Raw genomic sequence first — 16,224 nt, forward strand, 5'->3', positions numbered from 1 at the left:
GCTCATGGTTTCCAAGAGGACTATCAAAAGTCTTGTTGATAAAGCCGACCTTCCTCCAAGTGTTAAGGAGGAGCTTTACCAGAAGCTTGTGAAGTACAATGAGAAGTACGACCTCAAGAAGGCCGAGGTTGAGGCCATAATCGAGGAGACTGTTAAGGAATACCAGAACGCCTTGGTCGAACCTGGGGAGGCCATAGGAACGGTCGCGGCCCAGTCAATTGGCGAGCCATCAACCCAGATGACCCTTAACACCTTCCACTACGCGGGTGTCGCTGAGATAAACGTTACCCTCGGTCTGCCGAGAATCATCGAGATTGTTGACGCTAGGAAAAACCCATCAACGCCCATTATGACCGTTTACCTCGACGAGAAGCACCGCTACGACAGGGAGAAGGCCCTTGAAGTCGCGAGGAGGATAGAAGGAACAACCCTTGAGAACCTCGCGAGGGAGGAGACGATAGACATCCTCAACTTTGAGTTCATAGTCGAGATTGACCCAGAGAGGCTTGAGAAGGCCGGCCTCGACATGGATAGGGTTAAGAGAAAGCTTGAGAGCTCCTTTAAGAGTGCTGAGGTCGAGGTTGATGGATATACCCTCATAGTGAGGCCAAAGAAGGCAACGAAGCTTTCAGATTTGAGAAAGCTTGCCGAAAAGGTTAAAAAGCACCGTCTTAAGGGTCTCTCTGGCGTTGGGAAGACCATCATAAGGAAGGAAGGCGACGAGTACGTAATCTACACCGAGGGCTCTAACTTCAAGCAGGTCCTCAAGGTTCCGGGCGTTGACCCCACGAGAACCAGAACCAACAACATCCACGAGATTGCAGAAGTTCTCGGAATTGAGGCAGCGAGAAACGCCATCATCGAGGAAATCGTCAACACGATGCGCGAGCAGGGTCTTGAGGTTGACGTCAGGCACATCATGCTCGTCGCCGATATGATGACCCTCGACGGCGTAATCCTGCCGATAGGCAGGCACGGTATCGTCGGGGAGAAGGCGAGTGTCTTAGCGAGGGCGGCCTTTGAGATTACAACTCAGCACCTGTTCGAGGCCGCCGAGAGGGGAGAGGTTGACCCGCTCAACGGTGTCGTTGAGAACGTCCTCATCGGCCAGCCGGTTCCAGTCGGGACCGGAATAGTCAAGCTGGCAATGAATCTCCCCCTGAGACCGAAAAGGGAGTAGGGAGGTGTAGTTAATGGTTGACTTCGCCTTTGAACTTAGGAAAGCCCAGGACACGGGTAAGATAGTTATGGGAGCCAAGAAGAGCATACACTACGCAAAGGTCGGCGGTGCCAAGATGATTATAGTGGCCAGGAACGCGAGGCCTGACATAAAGGAGGACATCTACTACTACGCCAAGCTCAGTGGAATACCTGTTTACGAGTTTGAGGGAACGAGCGTCGAGCTTGGAACTCTCCTTGGAAGACCCCACACCGTTTCGGCCCTCGCGATAATCGACCCGGGCGAGAGCAAGATACTCGCCCTTGCCGGGGGTAAGGAGTGATGCCGCTCAAGCTCAACACAGACCAGATAAAGTACATAGCCCTCTTCGAGAGCATGACCGGAGCGACGGTCTTGGACTGCCTCATAGACACCAACAGGAACAGGCTCATCTACGTCATCAAGAAGGGCGAGATGGGTCTGGCCCTCGGAAAGAAGGGTGCGAACGTCAAGCGCGTCCAGGGGATGCTCGGCAAGGAAATTGAACTCATCGAGCACTCCGAGAATCCTGAGGAGTTCCTGAGGAACATTTATAAGAGCCTCGGAGTTAAGGTTAAAAAGGTTCATATCACCGAGAAGAAGGACGGTAAGAAGGTCGCCCTCCTCGATATCGGCCCGCGCGACAAGCCTCGCGCAATAGGAAGGGGCGGTCAGAATATAAACCTCGTGAAAGAGTTGATGGAGAGACACCACGGCATTCACGACGTGATTATAATTTGAGGTGATGTTCATGCCCGGAAAGAAGGCTCCGTATGGTGAATTCGCTGGTAGAAAGCTTAAGCTCAAGAGGAAGAAGTTCCGCTGGAGCGACATAAGGTACAAGAGAAGGGTCCTCAGGCTTAAGGAGAAGAGCGACCCGCTTGAAGGCGCTCCGCAGGCCAGGGGAATAGTCCTTGAGAAGATAGCGGTCGAGGCCAAGCAGCCGAACTCGGGAATGCGTAAGGCAGTTCGTGTTCAGCTCATAAAGAACGGTAAGGTCGTTACCGCCTTTACACCCGGTGACGGTGCCATAAACCACATCGACGAGCACGATGAGGTCATAATCGAGGGAATCGGCGGTCCTAAGGGTGGTTCTATGGGTGATATCCCCGGAATCCGCTACAAGGTCGTCAAGGTGAACCGCGTTAGCCTCAAGGAGCTCGTCAAGGGAAGAAAGGAGAAGCCGAGGAGGTGAATGGGATGGCCAAGCCACTCAGTGAGCGCTTCTTCATCCCGAAGGAGCTCAAGGTCATGGGAAGGTGGAGCGTTGAGGATGTCGTTGTCAACGACCCCTCTCTGAGGCCCTACATAAACCTCGACGCCAGAATCCTCCCGCACAGCCACGGCAGGCACGCCAAGAAGCCCTTTGGCAAGGCCAACGTTCACATCGTTGAAAGGCTCATCAACAAGGTCATGAGGAGCGGTGCCAGCCACTACAAGGCCGGCGGTCACTTCATGAGGAGGGAGCACCGCTCGATAATGAGCAAGAAGATGAAGGCCTACGAAGTTGTTAAGGAGGCCTTCATGATTATCGAGAGAAGAACCAAGCAGAACCCGATTCAGGTACTCATAAGGGCAATCGAGAACTCCGCCCCGAGGGAGGACACAACCACCATCGCCTTCGGTGGAATCCGCTACCACATGGCTGTTGACGTTTCTCCCCTCAGGAGGCTTGACGTCGCCCTCAAGAACATAGCCCTTGGAGCTAGCATAAAGTGCTACCGCAACAAGACCACCTACGCCCAGGCCCTCGCCGAGGAAATTATAGCTGCTGCCAACAAGGACCCGAAGAGCTTCGCCTACAGCAAGAAGGAAGAAATCGAGAGGATTGCCCAGTCCTCACGCTGAGGGCTGGAAGTTTTTCTCATTCATTTCTCCATTTGTACGTTTCCAGATTTCTGTCCCAAAACGTTTTTATGCTCGTTGAGTAAGACAATTTTGGTGGATGTAAGATGGTAACAGTCAAAGTTTCCTCAAAGGGCCAGATAGTCTTACCCAAGGCAATTCGCGAGAAGTTTGGCATCAAAGAGGGCGACGAGCTTGAGGTTCTTGACTTTGGAGACGAGATTGTGATCGTTCCGGTAAAGAAAGACCTGAAGCTCAGGGGGCTTGTAAAGTTCGAGAAACCTGTCAGAGAGATACTCCAAGAAATCCGGAAAGAGGAAGAGGAGCTGGAGGCCAGAGAATGAGGGTCGTCTTGGATAGCTATGCAGTTTTGGCTTACATAAATGACGAAGCGGCCGCGGAGAGAGTTGAGGAGTATCTCAACCTCGGGAGGAGAGGGAAGGCAGAACTTTACATGAACGTGGTGAATCTCGGCGAGGTTTACTATGTCATCTCAAGAAAGAGGGGAACGGATATAGCAAATCTTGCAGTTGCCCTTATCAGGAGGGAACCGATCAAACTCGTGGTTGTCGATGAGAGGCTCGCTCTCATAGCCGGAAGGATAAAAGCCTTCCACCGGCTCAGCTACGCCGATGCCTTCGCCGTTGCAACGGCAATAGACCTGAACGCAACTCTCCTAACCGGAGATGATGAGTTTAGGAGCGTTGAGGACAAGGTCAAAATAGAATGGCTTTGAGTTCCCCATTGTTTTTCAGGTCTTCTACAGCCAAAAGGGAAATGCTGGATTTACTACCACTTACCGTGCTGTTGTAGGTGTGTGCAACTCTCTTCCCAGTATTATACCCTCCGGGAGGAGGGAAATCTATAAGTACCCGGAGGGAGGAGGGAAATGGGCGACGCGGATTTAATCTTGGTCTTGTTGGATTTTTTTCATTGTTTGGAGCTTGGTTGAGATTCAGTGATTTATACAATACAATAAATCCTGAGGACTGCAAAACTAAGAGCTGCGCGAAAGATGGAATGGACAAGGGACTGCAGGTGGTAATCCTCTCAGTTATTTCATTCTGGTTACTTTCCTTCGAAATTATAACAAAAGCGGAAAAAGACAGCACCACGATCATAACCGCTCTCGGTCTATTGACATTTGGATTTACTGTGTACGGTCTCTACAAATGGCGTGCATACAGGGAAAGATACAAGGAGCTCCTCCTCCAAGAAGCCATCGCCAAGGGCGTCGAAATCGGCATGAAGAAGGCGAAAAAAGCCTAAAGCTCTCCTGCTTATCTTAGAATTCTTTTTACAACCTCATCCGAGATCCTGAAGCCGTTTCTTCTCAGCTCTTCCACGTAGGGAGCAATCTGAGATATAAAACCTCTTCTCTTCGCGAGGAGGAGTAAGCCAAGCGTTCCCGTTATCCTCACCCCAAAGCCCCTCGCGACTTTTCTCGCGTCCTTGTCATCGAGAACGATCAAATCAACCTCATTTTCGAGGGCAAACGCTATCGTCTCGGCCTCTCCGTGGTCAATCATCTCAAGCAGAAACTTCATCTTCACCATTCCGGGTAGCTCAACAACTATTTTCTTTCCCATCTTCCCACCGGGTTAGCGATTGGTGTCATGATATTTAACGCCTTCGCCCAGTATTATACCCTTCGGGAGAAGGGAAATCAATAAATACCCGGAGGGAGAAGGGAAATGGGAAGCAGGGTAGAGGCTCTTGAAAAAGAGCTTAAAGGAAGTAATCTTCCTTTAACCTTGTTTATCCTGTTAATATCCACTCCAATTTTGGGAATATATTACTTTTGGGATGCATTCAGGAACACAGAATCTACTTTAGGGATTATAGCAGGATTGGTAAGTACCATTGGAGTTCCAATAGCATTAGTAGTTGTTGCATATGACCTTCTCAAGCTAAAAGCTGATCCCCAAAAGTTCGTCGAAGCTTACAGGAAAGATGAAGCCCAAACCTCAGAGATAGAGATTCTGGAGAAGGCTTATTCAAAGGCACATGACTACGTTTCAGAGGCGTTCAGGGATACACTAATACTCTGGCTTGGCCTCGGATTCATAACGGCACTCGTAGAGATTGCCGTGATAACGGGAAGCCTTGAGGTAAAAGACTCCACCAGGTTCTGGGTGTTAATAGGACTCTCCTCCCTCTTGTCCGTAGTGAGCTTTATCCTGATGATAATCTTCTACCTCCGCAAGCGTTCCATCGAGAAGGCCCTCTTCGCAATCCAGCTCAAGAAGACTGACAAGGCAGAGCTTTCGATAAAGCTCTGATTCTATCTTTTTATCAAACTCCTCCCCACCATATTGTTTGGCTTCTCAACGCCGAAGAAATCAAGTATCGTCGGCGCTATGTCCATGAGCGAGGCCTTCTCAAGGTTTATACTCTCAAAGCCCCATAGAATGAGCGGAACTTTAACGACGGGCTCGTTCATTGACCCGTGCATGCCCCTGACCCAGTGGCTTACTCCCTTTACCCCCTTACACATCCTGTGGGAGCAGAACCAGTAGCCGGGCTTGGCCGAGACAATCAGCTCGCCACTGTTTGGCGTGTCCAGGTGAGGAAGCTCATCGCGGAAGAAGACCTCTCCAACACCTGGCGCTCTCCTCAGAATCTCAAAGGCTTCCTCGGCCTCGTTGGGGTTCCTCAAATAGACGTGAACTCCCCCACCCGACGAAACCCTAAGCGTCTCAACCCCGTGCTCCCTGAGGTAGGTTTTCAGGTTCACCCAAGTATGAACATCCTCCTGCCCGTGGTCGGCAAAGATTATGAATGCGTACTCCTCTTTGAGGCACTCCCACAGGGTTCTGACGGCTGTATCAACGGTTTCCACGGCCTTAAGAGCACCTTCGCTTTCCGGCCCGTGGTCGTGGCTCATTCCATCAATCGAGGCGAAGTGAACGAGGAGCAGGTCAGGTTTACATTCTTCGTAGATGTAGAGGGCCGAATTCAAAACCCAAACGTCCTTCCTCCAGTCCCTTCCGTGTTGTCTGTACAGCTCGTTGCTTGCAAAGAAAGGCGGGAAAATCCTCATGTCCGTTCCGCTGAAGGGAGGCATAGTATAACCGGTGACCGAGCCCGTTCTAATGCCTTTCTGACGGAGTATGTCCACGACAGTCGGAGCCTTTATGACCTTGTGGGGGTTGAATGCAATCTCGTAATCGTAGAAGTTAACCTTTCTGTCGCTTAGCCTGTCGTAGTAGCCGTTCTCAACGACGCCGTGGTCCCTGGGCCAAACCCCCGTCATTACGCTCGTGTGAACCAAATCTGTGAGCGTTGGGAAGATGGAATCAACGACCGCGAAGTCACCGCTTTCAGCTAACTCGCTCAGGAAGGGCATGTGCTTTAGGTTGTAAACCCCGTTCCCGTCGAGGCTTATAAGGGCGAGCTTCTTTCTCATGGTTCAAACCCCATGGGCTTAATTCAAACTCCCGTAAATGTCGGGCTCGTCTTCGAGGAAATCTTTTAGGGATTCCTCCGAGAGCTTCATTATAGCGTAATTCTCCTCCGCTTCGAGTAACTCGTAAAGGAGCTTCTCTATGTTCTCAAGTTTCCTCTCAATTCTAATGAGTTCCCTAACGACATCAATCCCTTCCACTTTATCACCCCCAATCGGTGTCAGCCTGACGTGCACTCATCACTCTTCAGTGGGATGGAGTGGTCGTCATCCACCGCGATTTTCTCCGTTTAGCAGGTATATATTCCTTCCGAGCCATTCATCAAGGATCTTCTGCCTCGTTAGATTACCCAGTATGTAGCTCCTCCTGAGATATTCCTCGAGGGGATGTTCAAGGCGTCTCCCAACGGCTTCAAGTGCTTCACTGAGGGTCTCAAAGCGACCTATCGGGTTGTTAAGGGCCTTCTTCACACCGAGCCTTATCTGCCACACTCCTACCGGGGCGTAGTATTCTGGCGTAACCTCTCTGAACACGACTGCTCTCGCCTGTCTCCTTCTCCCGCGCAAAGCTTCGAGAACGCTTAAACGCGCCGCGTGATAGGCACCGGCCGTTTCTTTCACGTACTCTTTCCTTCCTCTGAAGTCCTCGTAGTCGTGGATAACGCTCGGCCTCTCGCTCCCGAAGAGGGAACCCCTAAGCCAGACCTCTAAAAGCTCGAAGGCGTAAGTTTCAGGCATCAAAAGAACAGCATAGCGGTTTCCAAGAAAGCGGTAGAAGTAAACTTCATAGTTGTTTATCTCAGGGTAATGCAGAATTTCGCGCCTGAGGTTCTTCCCAATCGTGTCCTGGACAGCTGTGATGCTCCACCTCGTCGGGACGAGCTTTTTCTCGACGCCTAAAAGGCCTGCGGAGAGAAGCCTTATGATGTAGTATTCATCGAAGCCCCAGTTGTAGAGTCTCATTATTGCTTCCTCTGCCTTAAGCTCGTCGCTAACCACGTAGTCCGTTTTTCTTGGAATTCTCGGGTTCTCCGTTAGTTCAAAGTCCAACAGTTCCGCCTTGGGACCCAGTGGGGGAGCGAACTCGCTCGGGAGGACTTTGAGGACCGGCTTCTTCTTGAGAATTACCTCGCTGTCAACGGGCTTAACGCTCATCGCCAGTTCTTGAACTTCGCTCAGTATTCTGCCGCTCTTCCTGACGTTTACATCCGCCCTTGTCTCACCCATGACCAGGAGGGAGCGGTAGTAGAGAATATCGCGTATCGTCTTGTTCTCCCATTTAATGGGGCTGTCGAGATAACTTGTATTTCCCTCAATCGGAGGGACTAGTGGGCCGATTCTAACCTTGGGGTAGCCGTGCTCGCCTACGAAGATGCTTGGCGGAGAGGAACCAAAGAGGTGGCGCTTGTTTAACCTCTGCTCAACGGTTCGGGCTACCCTAAAGCGCTCTAGAATGGGACAGGTTGGCCTGCCACAGAGCAGTTTCCTGCCCTTGCAGATGGCACAGAGTCTTGAGTTGAATAGCTCCACCATTATGGGTGACTCGCTCCGGGAATGTAAAAGCTTTGTCCCTCCAAAAAACTTAAAAACCCTCTTCCGCTCATATACCTCGGGCGTGCCGCGGTAGCCTAGCCTGGTAGGGCGCCGGCCTGCTAAGCCGGTGGGCGGTGCCCACCGGGGTTCAAATCCCCGCCGCGGCGCCATTAATTTCTCTTGGTTCAGTGCCGGGATAGCCTAGAGGCGAGGCGAGGGACTGCAGATCCCTTCCACCCGGGTTCAAATCCCGGTCCCGGCTCCAACCTACTTTTCAGGGAGTTAATGCCCAAAAAAGCATTTTCAAAGAATGTTCGTGTGGTAAGTTTCAGTATTTAAAGAGAAGAAAAATCAGAGAAGCATTCTGGCATCGACGGCAACGGCGCCGTCTTCGTAGGCGAAAATCGGGTTGATGTCGAGTTCCTTAATCTCTGGAAGTTCTAGTGCAAGTTCGCCAACCTTGACGATGATGTCGGCAAGGGCCTCTATATCAACTGGCTTCTCACCGCGTGCTCCGGCGAGAATCGGGTAGGCCTTTATCTCCTTTATCATCTCAAGGGCCTCTTCCTTCGTTATTGGCGCAACACGGAATGAAACGTCCTTGAGTATCTCGACGAATATTCCACCGAGACCGAACATCACAGCCGGACCGAACTGCGGGTCGCGTATCATACCGACGATGACTTCCTTGCCGAGCGGGAGCATCTTGTATATTATGACTCCCCAGAGGTCGGCATCTGGCTTATACTTCTTGGCGTTCTCCATGATCTCTCTGAATGCCTTTCTTGCTTCTTCGTCGTTCTTTATGTTGATCTTAACTCCACCGGCGTCGCTCTTGTGGATAATCTGTGGAGAAACTATTTTCATAACCACAGGATAACCGATTTCACGGGCAAACCTAACGGCTTCTTCTTCGTTAGTTGCAACTTTAAAGTCTGGGACAGGAATACCGTAAAGGCGAAGGATTTCCTTCGCTTCGGGTTCAACAAGGGGCCTGTTTTCTGCTTTGGCCTTTTCGATTATCTTCTTTGCTTCTTCAACACGGTTCATCTCAATCACCCCGTAAGCCTGACGTTTATCACTCAGAGGGAAAGGTTAAAAGGGTTTCCATTTGCAAAGTCTCTATTTTCCCATGTTTTGAATCTGCAACAATCCAAAATTAATGAATTTTAGAATTTAAAACAACTGAAAATAGGAGAGTTTCTTAGCTCTTTCTCAGCGTTATTTCAAAGTTCTTGTCTCCTTTCGTTATGTCCATCACGAGACTTTTGTCATAATCTATAAACTTAGTGCCCACTATGTTATAACCCTCCTTTTTGAGAAAGTCTGCAATCTTGAGGCCGAGGTCGTCGAAGAACTCAGCTGCCATAGTCGCGAGGCTTGGCTCCTTTATTCCAAGTTCATCGTGGTACCTCCGGGCCAGCTCGAAAACGTCTTCCATGGTAACCACCGGGAATAGTATTTTTCCCCAACGTTAAAAACCCTTTCGCCGAAAGGCTTAAATCCACACGGTCTAACCCTCGGGAGTGGTAACGATGGCGAAGGTTCTCTGGGTTCTCAAAGCTGGAAACAAACTCTACTCAAAGGTCCTTGACGATTACCCCTACTACGTTGAGGCTGACCTTTTCTCTGACGAGAGCCTCTGCACCTGTCCCCTCGGGGGAAACTGCGGGCATGTCTCAGCTGTTAGAGACGCCTATGAGAAGGGGCTCTACTTCGATGCTGGCAATGTTGAGCCGAGAAACTCTGAGGCCGTTGCGTGGAGCTATCTCTCCCAGGTTCCAAGACTTGCACTCGAAGTCACTATCGCGGAGCTTTTTAGTTCCCTTAAGCGGGACGAGAGCGGGAGCGAGAGTGCCATGCTCTTTCTCCGTGCGCTTAGGCTCGTTCGCGAGACGGGTGCCAGAGAGTATCTTTACCCCCTCGGTGAAGCCCTTGAGGAATACTCCTCCGTTTTTCATGATTATCTCCTTGTGGAGAAGTTGTGGAAGGCTTACGAAGAAGTCAAAAACACCCTCGAAAAGGAACCCTTATAAGGGCTCGCTGGCCGAAATAAACTTAGAGGGTGGGAATATGAAGGCGATTTACAGGGAAGTTTGTCCCAACTGCTCGGGTAGAATCTCCGATGAGAGGCTTGTGATGAAAAACCCATGTGAGAACTGTCTCGATAATCCCGTCACCGCTGAAAACTACTTCGAGCTCGTCAGGGCCGTGAGGGAAGCTCTGAAGGAAAGAAAGAGACTCAAGGCGTGGGAGGAGATATACTCCCTCGAGAAGGGCCTTAGAGATGTCGAGGAGTTCTTCACAAAAGCCACTGGATTCACCTTCTGGAGCGCCCAGAGGACATGGGTCAAAAGGCTCTTGAAGGGGAGGAGTTTCTCGATTATAGCGCCGACGGGAATGGGTAAGAGCACCTTTGGAGCTTTCATGTCCGTTTATTATGCAAAGAGGGGCAGGAAGAGCTACATCGTTGTCCCCACAACTCCCCTCGTCGTCCAGACCGTGAAAAAGATTCAGGCTATTTTAGAGAGGACCGGTCTCAACGTAAGGCTCGCTTATTACCATGGCAACCTGAGGAAGAAGGAAAAGGAGGAAATGGTTTCACTTATCGAGTCCGGGGAATACGACATCCTCGTAACCAGCGCTCAGTGGCTCGCTAGGAACTTCGATGAAAAGCTTAAAGGAAGGCACTTCGACTTCATTTTTGTTGACGATGTTGATGCCTTCCTCAAGGCGAGCAAGAACATAGACCGCTCCCTTCTCCTGCTGGGCTTCACGGAGGAGATAATAGCCAAGGCATGGGAGATAATTAGACTGAAGAAGCAGATGAGCAGGTACCTGAACGGTAGAGCCGAAGACAGGGAAGAGAAGCTGAAGGAGCTTAACCGAGAAATAGAGAAGCTCCAGCGCGAGATTGAAAAGTTCAAGCGAAAAAACAGAATAGGGATAATGATTATTGCCTCGGCCACAGGAAGCGCGAGGGGAGACAGGATAAAGCTCTACCGTGAGTTGCTCGGCTTTGAAGTTGGCTCTGGGAGAAGCGCCCTCAGAAACGTCGTGGACAGCTACCTAAAACCGAGCAAAGACGTTAAGGAGCACGTTGAGGAACTTCTCAAGAGGCTCGGAAAGGGTGGTCTAATCTTTGTCCCGATAGACCAGGGGCTGAGCTATGCGGAGGAGCTTGTCAACTATCTCCGGGAGCGCGGGTTTAAGGTCGAGCTCGCGAGCTCAAAGAACAAGAAGGCTGTGGAGAGGTTTGAGAACGGGGAGGCCGATTATCTCGTCGGTGTCGCAACCTATTACGGCTCAATCGTTAGGGGCCTCGACCTGCCCCATCTAATCCGCTATGCCATTTTCACCGGCGTGCCAAAGTTCCGATTTTCCATAGATCTCGAGAGGCCAACCATATACAGAGCACTGGGTCTGCTCAGTGAGGTTATGGACTTCCTCGATGATGAAGACAGAAGAAAGGCCGAAAGGCTCTACGCGAGGCTCAGGAGGCTCATAAGGAACATACCCCAGTTTGAGCTTATGAAGATTGAGGAGGCTCTGGCGGAAGGCCTTCCAATAGAGAACGACTTCCACAAGACGGTTCTCAACGTATTTCGCGAGCTCGTTGAGTTCCTGCGCGGGGTTTTGAGAAAGGAGGAAGTACTTAAGAGGCTCGCCGAGGACCCCTTCGTCAGCCTTGTGAAAGAAGGTGACAAGTGGTTCATTGAGATTCCCGATGTCAGGACGTACATTCAGGCGACTGGAAGAACGAGCAGACTTTTCGCCGGTGGAATAACCAAGGGTTTGAGCGTCCTTATAGTTGACAACGAGAAGGTCTTCAACGGTTTAGTAAGACAGATGCGCTGGCGCTTCACGGAGTTTAAGATGGTCCCCTTTGAGGAGCTTAACCTCGATGAGATCCTCAGGGAGATAGACGAGGACAGGGAAAAGGTCAGGCTCGTGATGGAGGGCAAGATAAGCTCGAAGGTTAAAGACCTCGTCAAATCCGCCCTCATGATTGTTGAGAGCCCCAACAAGGCCAGAACCATAGCAAACTTCTTCGGTCAGCCGAGTAAAAGACGCATCGGCGATTTGGTGGCTTACGAGGTCAGCATAGGTAACAGACAGCTAACTATTCTCGCGAGCGGTGGGCATATGTTCGACCTCGTGACCAACGAAGGCTACCACGGGGTTCTCATTGAACGCGACGAAGACATGCTTAAGTTCATCCCCGTTTACGACACCATAAAGCGCTGTCGCGACTGTGGTTACCAGTTCGTTGACTGGGAGAAGAAAGGAGTCTGCCCGCGCTGTGGAAGCCGGAACGTTCGCGATGCCATGGAGAACGTTATGGCCATGAGGGATATCGCCCAGGAGGTTGATGAGATACTCATAGCTACGGATCCGGATACGGAGGGTGAGAAAATAGCGTGGGACATCAGGAACATCCTCAGCCCATACACGCCGAACATCAAGAGGACGGAGTTCCACGAGGTCACGAGGCCGGCCATACTGAAGGCCATCGAAGAAGCCAGGGATGTCAACGAGAACCGCGTCGAGGCCCAGATTGTAAGGAGAATCGAGGACAGGTGGATTGGCTTCGAGCTGAGCGGTGAGCTCCAGAGGGTTTTCGAGAATAGGAACCTCTCCGCCGGAAGGGTTCAGACACCAGTTCTCGGCTGGATTATCGAGAGATACAAAGAGTTCAGCGAGAGCGAGGTTTACTACCTTGGTTTGACCCTTGAGAACGGCCTTCAGATTACTGTTGAGCTTGGAAAAGATGGAAAAGACATCGAGCCACCTGAATACGTCACCGTTGAGGAGGTTCAGCTGGAGGAGAAGGAATTAAATCCGGCTCCGCCCTACACGACCGATGCCATGCTCCGCGATGCTTCTACCTTTCTAAAGTTATCGGCGCCCGAGACGATGCGCTTGGCTCAAGACCTCTTTGAGATGGGTCTAATCACATACCACAGAACCGATTCAACCCACGTTAGCAACACTGGAATAGAGATAGCGAAGGAGTACATAACTCAAGAACTCGGGGAGGAGTACTTCAAACCGAGACACTGGGGTGAAGAGGGAACCCACGAGGCCATAAGGCCAACGAGGCCGATAGACACGGGAAGATTAATGCAACTGATTAGGGACGGAATAATTCAGCTACCCCGGGGCCTGACAAGAGACCACTACCGTCTCTATGACATGATATTCAGACGTTTTATGACGAGCCAGATGGTTCCGGCGAAGGTGCTCTACGAAAGGGCCGTTATAAACGCGGGCGTTGGAAAGGTTGAGGTTGAGGGTTACGTTGAGATAATCAGAGATGGCTGGACGAGGCTGAGGAATCCCCCGCTGAGACAGTTACCGAAGCTGGAACCTGGAGCTAAGCTTAAGGTCGTTGAATCGAAGAAGTGGAAAGCTCCAAAAGTTTCACTCTATACTCAGGGTGACATAATAGCCCTGATGAAGGAGCGTGGCATTGGAAGGCCTTCAACTTACGCCAAAATCGTTGAGACGTTGATAAGACGCGGTTATGTTGTTGAGACAAGGGGTAGGAAAAAGCTCGTTCCGACGGAGAAGGGAATCAAGGTCTACCACTATCTTGTGAGCAAGTACCGCGACCTCGTCAGTGAGGAGCGCACGAGGGAGCTTGAAAGGATCATGGACCTCATCGAGGAAGGGAAGGAGGACTACATGCGGGTCTTAAATGATCTTTACTTTGAAATTCGGCGTTATGTGTACGGAGAGGAGTAACATTTAGCCCTAGTCTATATCTATGCCTCTTGGTGATTTTTCCTGTTTTGTTTTCCTGAACATAAGAACTTTCTGCAGAACGCTTCTTTATGGTTGTTGTTTTATCTGATTGTAAAACCAAAAACCTTAAAATCAAGATAGGAGTAATACTGTTGCACAATCATGCAATCTCCATCTCATTTGCTGAAGTCACTAATTGCAATTTAAGTATGTTTTGATAAAACACTTTCAATATTTGGAAAAAGTTTATAACTATATTCTTCCAAAAACTAAGATAGAAAATTTGGTGGTGGTAAACATGGTCAAGGACAGGATGGTGGAACTCCTTCAAGAACACTTTGAGTTGAACCTCTACGAAGCTAGGGCGTATGTGGCTCTCGTCGGCTTCGGCGTTCTTACTCCAGCCGAGCTTGCCAGCGTCTCCGAAGTTCCTGCACCGAGGACCTACGACGTCCTCAGGAGCCTCGAAAAGAAGGGCTTTGCCATAAGCCAGCCGGGTAAGGTCAACAAGTACAGGCCCGTTCACCCGGAGAACATCCTCGAGAAGTTCATCGAGGAGTGGCAGGAGCGCGTTAAGGAAGAGCTTGAGGCCAAGAAGCAGGCCAAGGAGGAGCTCCTCCAGCTCATGAAGCCCCTCATCGAGACCGAGATTCCGAAGTACGGCGTTGAGCGCGTATGGGTCGTCCGCGGAATCAGGAACGCCACGCTGAAGACCAAGGAGATGTTTGAGGACGTGAAAGAGAAGATTCTCCTGGCTGACGATGGATACATTGCAATCAACCTTGAAAACGACCTCATTAAGGCCATTGACAACGGCGCCAAGGCCAAGATAATCGTCACTGAACCTGTCCTCAAGAGGATTGAGGGCTCAAAGATTCTCGACTACGCCAAGAAGGGCAAGCTTGAACTGAGGGTTCTCGACAAGTTCGACCTCCCGATGCTCATCTGCGACGATGAAGTCTTCTTCGCCCTCGAGGACATGGCGGCAAGGTACTTCAACTACGAGACCCAGGTCTGGATTAAGGACTTCAGGATAAGGGACCTCTTTGAGGCCAAGTTCAACGAGTACTGGGAGAAGGCCAAGAAGGTCTGACGTTCCTTCTTCTTTCAATTTGGCTTTTGTTTTGAAAGATGTGTTAAAAAAGCGTCAAACGTACTTGAACTCCTCTTCGAGCTCGTCCTTCTCCTTCAGCTTCCAGTATAGCTTTCCGTCCTTCTGGTAGCTCTCAACCTTCCCGCTCTCGGCAAAGCGGAGCAAATAGCGCCTTACCTCCATCGGTCCGATACCGGTCTCTTCGGCTATTTCCTCCACCGTTTTCGGACCATTTTCGAGGGCCTTGAGAACCTTCACGTTCTTCATTCCCCTCCCTCCAGCTGTTTATAGCGTTCCAACAGGTTTATTATGAGCTCCATTACCCTTAAGTGTTTCTCAAGCTCGTTGATGTCATCCGGTAGTGAGTTGGCAAGCTCGGTGAGCTTCTCCATCAGCCTCTCTTCTACTCCCTTCATCTCGTTGGCTTTCTGCCTCTTCCTGTGCTCGCAAACGGGACAGAAGACTTTTCCGTCCTTTTCGAAGAGAGGTGAACCACACTTGGGGCAGTGTCTGTCGAGCATCTTGGCGCCAGAGAGCATGAGGGGCATTATAATCTTCCTGATCTCCTCGTCGCTGATTGACATCGAATCACCCCACTAGGAGCTGAAATACCTCGAAGAGGGCCTTCTTTCCGAGCCTTGAGCGTCTGAGTCTATCCGAGATTTCAGCTATGTCAAATGCCACAATCCGGAAGTTCTCTTTTATAGCCTCTAGGATTTCCAGGAGCTGTTCAAGGGTGAGTTCACCGTGCTGGAATCGGGCTATTTTGTATTCAGGCCTTAGAACGTCCATATCAACGGTTAAGTAAACCTCCTCGCCGAGATACTTCTTTGCTTCATCGATTATCTCCTCAACGGAGTTCGTCTGGAAGTTCTTATATGCCCTCCACTTACCTCTCATTTTTCTGCTCCTGAGCGTTGCCGGATAGACTTTGACACGCCTCGTCCAGAGCTGGGTTCTCTCGGTTGTCGGAATCATAAGGACTGGCGCCATAACGACTGCCCTATCAACGAGCCTTCGCTCTAGGGCGTAAGCAAGCCAGGAACCGTGGTCGAGGTAGTCGTGCATCAAATCCGTGTGGGCATCAACGCTGATTAGAGCTTTGGGCCTCAACTTCTCAATTATCCCGTATGTGGCAAGGTGTTCGCCGATTATGTATGAGCTATCTTGAGGAACCCTGTCCGGAAGTAGCTCAACCCTGCTGGCTTCAACTATGACGTAATCATCAATCAGCTTGTTCCTCTTTAAAAGCTGGAGCGCATACAGCACTCCCTCTCGATTTGGCTTCTCACCAAAGGGGATGAAAGTAACCATTCAACTCACCGAAAAGGATTAGGTCGTTCTTTTTTAAACCTTGGCGGAATTTTTTAACATCTTTTTGTTCATTTTTATAGTCAAACT

Annotated in this window: 21 protein-coding genes and 2 tRNA genes; 14 read left to right on the plus strand and 9 right to left on the minus strand. The window is 50.4% G+C overall.

Features of this window, described 5'->3' with window-relative positions; all coding sequences use genetic code 11:
- Nucleotides 1-4: 4 nt before the first annotated feature.
- The 8 genes from rpoA2 to MVG27_RS05070 all read left to right on the plus strand — a co-directional run bounded on the left by rpoA2 (nucleotide 5) and on the right by MVG27_RS05070 (nucleotide 4,312).
- A complete protein-coding gene (rpoA2, locus tag MVG27_RS05035; protein ID WP_297556311.1) occupies nucleotides 5-1,180 on the plus strand; it encodes a DNA-directed RNA polymerase subunit A'' in 1,176 nt (391 codons plus the stop codon).
- A 13-nt stretch (nucleotides 1,181-1,193) separates the two neighbouring features.
- Nucleotides 1,194-1,502 carry a 50S ribosomal protein L30e gene (locus tag MVG27_RS05040; RefSeq protein WP_042688989.1) on the plus strand — a complete coding sequence of 103 codons (309 nt, stop codon included), beginning with the start codon at nucleotides 1,194-1,196 and terminating at the stop codon, nucleotides 1,500-1,502.
- Nucleotides 1,502-1,939 carry a NusA-like transcription termination signal-binding factor gene (locus tag MVG27_RS05045; protein WP_297065070.1) on the plus strand — a complete coding sequence of 146 codons (438 nt, stop codon included), beginning with the start codon at nucleotides 1,502-1,504 and terminating at the stop codon, nucleotides 1,937-1,939. The genes MVG27_RS05040 and MVG27_RS05045 overlap by 1 nt, the downstream gene beginning before the upstream one ends.
- 10 nt (nucleotides 1,940-1,949) lie before the next feature.
- Nucleotides 1,950-2,393, plus strand: a complete 444-nt coding sequence (locus MVG27_RS05050; protein WP_042688992.1) for a 30S ribosomal protein S12 — start codon at nucleotides 1,950-1,952, stop codon at nucleotides 2,391-2,393.
- A 5-nt stretch (nucleotides 2,394-2,398) separates the two neighbouring features.
- Nucleotides 2,399-3,046, plus strand: a complete 648-nt coding sequence (gene rpsG, locus MVG27_RS05055; protein WP_297466517.1) for a 30S ribosomal protein S7 — start codon at nucleotides 2,399-2,401, stop codon at nucleotides 3,044-3,046.
- A gap of 104 nt (nucleotides 3,047-3,150) precedes the next feature.
- Entirely contained in the window at nucleotides 3,151-3,387 is a 237-nt protein-coding gene (locus tag MVG27_RS05060) for an AbrB/MazE/SpoVT family DNA-binding domain-containing protein (protein WP_297548246.1), read from the plus strand.
- Nucleotides 3,384-3,779, plus strand: a complete 396-nt coding sequence (locus tag MVG27_RS05065) for a type II toxin-antitoxin system VapC family toxin (RefSeq protein ID WP_297548244.1) — start codon at nucleotides 3,384-3,386, stop codon at nucleotides 3,777-3,779. Before MVG27_RS05060 ends, MVG27_RS05065 begins: the two co-directional genes overlap by 4 nt.
- A gap of 77 nt (nucleotides 3,780-3,856) precedes the next feature.
- On the plus strand, nucleotides 3,857-4,312 hold the full coding sequence (locus MVG27_RS05070) for a hypothetical protein (RefSeq protein WP_297548242.1): 456 nt from the start codon (nucleotides 3,857-3,859) through the stop codon (nucleotides 4,310-4,312).
- Between the two features lie 11 nt (nucleotides 4,313-4,323).
- On the opposite strand, the gene MVG27_RS05075 is transcribed toward MVG27_RS05070, so the two are convergent.
- A complete protein-coding gene (locus MVG27_RS05075) occupies nucleotides 4,324-4,632 on the minus strand; it encodes a DUF3368 domain-containing protein (RefSeq protein WP_297548240.1) in 309 nt (102 codons plus the stop codon).
- 105 nt (nucleotides 4,633-4,737) lie between these two features.
- Here MVG27_RS05075 and MVG27_RS05080 point away from each other — a divergent pair, with 105 nt between their 5' ends.
- Entirely contained in the window at nucleotides 4,738-5,325 is a 588-nt protein-coding gene (locus MVG27_RS05080; protein WP_297548238.1) for a hypothetical protein, read from the plus strand.
- Nucleotides 5,326-5,327: 2 nt separating this feature from the next.
- Here MVG27_RS05080 and MVG27_RS05085 read toward each other — a convergent pair whose 3' ends face one another.
- The 3 genes from MVG27_RS05085 to MVG27_RS05095 form a co-directional block, all read right to left on the minus strand.
- The gene (locus tag MVG27_RS05085; RefSeq protein ID WP_297556299.1) at nucleotides 5,328-6,452 is read right to left on the minus strand and encodes an alkaline phosphatase family protein; all 1,125 of its coding nucleotides are present in this window, start codon (nucleotides 6,450-6,452) and stop codon (nucleotides 5,328-5,330) included.
- Nucleotides 6,453-6,470: 18 nt separating this feature from the next.
- The gene (locus tag MVG27_RS05090; protein ID WP_297556302.1) at nucleotides 6,471-6,650 is read right to left on the minus strand and encodes a hypothetical protein; all 180 of its coding nucleotides are present in this window, start codon (nucleotides 6,648-6,650) and stop codon (nucleotides 6,471-6,473) included.
- 66 nt (nucleotides 6,651-6,716) lie between these two features.
- A complete protein-coding gene (locus MVG27_RS05095) occupies nucleotides 6,717-7,982 on the minus strand; it encodes an Nre family DNA repair protein (protein ID WP_297550006.1) in 1,266 nt (421 codons plus the stop codon).
- Nucleotides 7,983-8,066: 84 nt separating this feature from the next.
- Here MVG27_RS05095 and MVG27_RS05100 point away from each other — a divergent pair.
- Nucleotides 8,067-8,152: transfer RNA gene (locus tag MVG27_RS05100), tRNA-Ser, on the plus strand.
- Nucleotides 8,153-8,172: 20 nt separating this feature from the next.
- Nucleotides 8,173-8,247, plus strand: a tRNA-Cys gene (locus MVG27_RS05105).
- Between the two features lie 86 nt (nucleotides 8,248-8,333).
- Here the strand turns inward: MVG27_RS05105 and MVG27_RS05110 are convergent.
- Together MVG27_RS05110 and MVG27_RS05115 are read right to left on the minus strand one after the other, a co-directional pair.
- Complete coding sequence (locus tag MVG27_RS05110) at nucleotides 8,334-9,032, minus strand: acetate--CoA ligase family protein (protein ID WP_297550008.1); 699 nt, start codon at nucleotides 9,030-9,032, stop codon at nucleotides 8,334-8,336.
- A gap of 154 nt (nucleotides 9,033-9,186) precedes the next feature.
- The gene (locus MVG27_RS05115; protein WP_297550057.1) at nucleotides 9,187-9,423 is read right to left on the minus strand and encodes a hypothetical protein; all 237 of its coding nucleotides are present in this window, start codon (nucleotides 9,421-9,423) and stop codon (nucleotides 9,187-9,189) included.
- A gap of 94 nt (nucleotides 9,424-9,517) precedes the next feature.
- Here MVG27_RS05115 and MVG27_RS05120 point away from each other — a divergent pair, with 94 nt between their 5' ends.
- From MVG27_RS05120 to trmBL2, 3 genes are all read left to right on the plus strand, one after another.
- Entirely contained in the window at nucleotides 9,518-10,018 is a 501-nt protein-coding gene (locus MVG27_RS05120) for a hypothetical protein (protein WP_297550059.1), read from the plus strand.
- A gap of 37 nt (nucleotides 10,019-10,055) precedes the next feature.
- Nucleotides 10,056-13,730: a reverse gyrase gene (gene rgy, locus MVG27_RS05125; protein ID WP_297550010.1), complete on the plus strand. Its 3,675-nt coding sequence runs from the start codon at nucleotides 10,056-10,058 to the stop codon at nucleotides 13,728-13,730.
- A 298-nt stretch (nucleotides 13,731-14,028) separates the two neighbouring features.
- Nucleotides 14,029-14,823, plus strand: coding sequence for an HTH-type transcriptional regulator TrmBL2 (gene trmBL2 / locus MVG27_RS05130; RefSeq protein WP_297062289.1), 795 nt, complete (start codon nucleotides 14,029-14,031; stop codon nucleotides 14,821-14,823).
- A gap of 54 nt (nucleotides 14,824-14,877) precedes the next feature.
- Here trmBL2 and MVG27_RS05135 read toward each other — a convergent pair whose 3' ends face one another.
- The 3 genes from MVG27_RS05135 to MVG27_RS05145 are packed head-to-tail and all read right to left on the minus strand — an operon-like array spanning nucleotide 14,878 to nucleotide 16,137.
- Nucleotides 14,878-15,090 (minus strand): helix-turn-helix domain-containing protein, encoded by a 213-nt coding sequence (locus MVG27_RS05135; protein ID WP_297550012.1) that lies wholly within the window; start codon nucleotides 15,088-15,090, stop codon nucleotides 14,878-14,880.
- The gene (locus tag MVG27_RS05140; RefSeq protein WP_297550014.1) at nucleotides 15,087-15,407 is read right to left on the minus strand and encodes an Sjogren's syndrome/scleroderma autoantigen 1 family protein; all 321 of its coding nucleotides are present in this window, start codon (nucleotides 15,405-15,407) and stop codon (nucleotides 15,087-15,089) included. The genes MVG27_RS05135 and MVG27_RS05140 overlap by 4 nt, the downstream gene beginning before the upstream one ends.
- Before the next feature lie 4 nt (nucleotides 15,408-15,411).
- On the minus strand, nucleotides 15,412-16,137 hold the full coding sequence (locus MVG27_RS05145; protein WP_297550016.1) for an arginase family protein: 726 nt from the start codon (nucleotides 16,135-16,137) through the stop codon (nucleotides 15,412-15,414).
- Between the last annotated feature and the right edge of the window lie 87 nt (nucleotides 16,138-16,224).

It is taken from the genome of Thermococcus sp. (assembly GCF_027011145.1).
GTDB lineage: Archaea > Methanobacteriota_B > Thermococci > Thermococcales > Thermococcaceae > Thermococcus.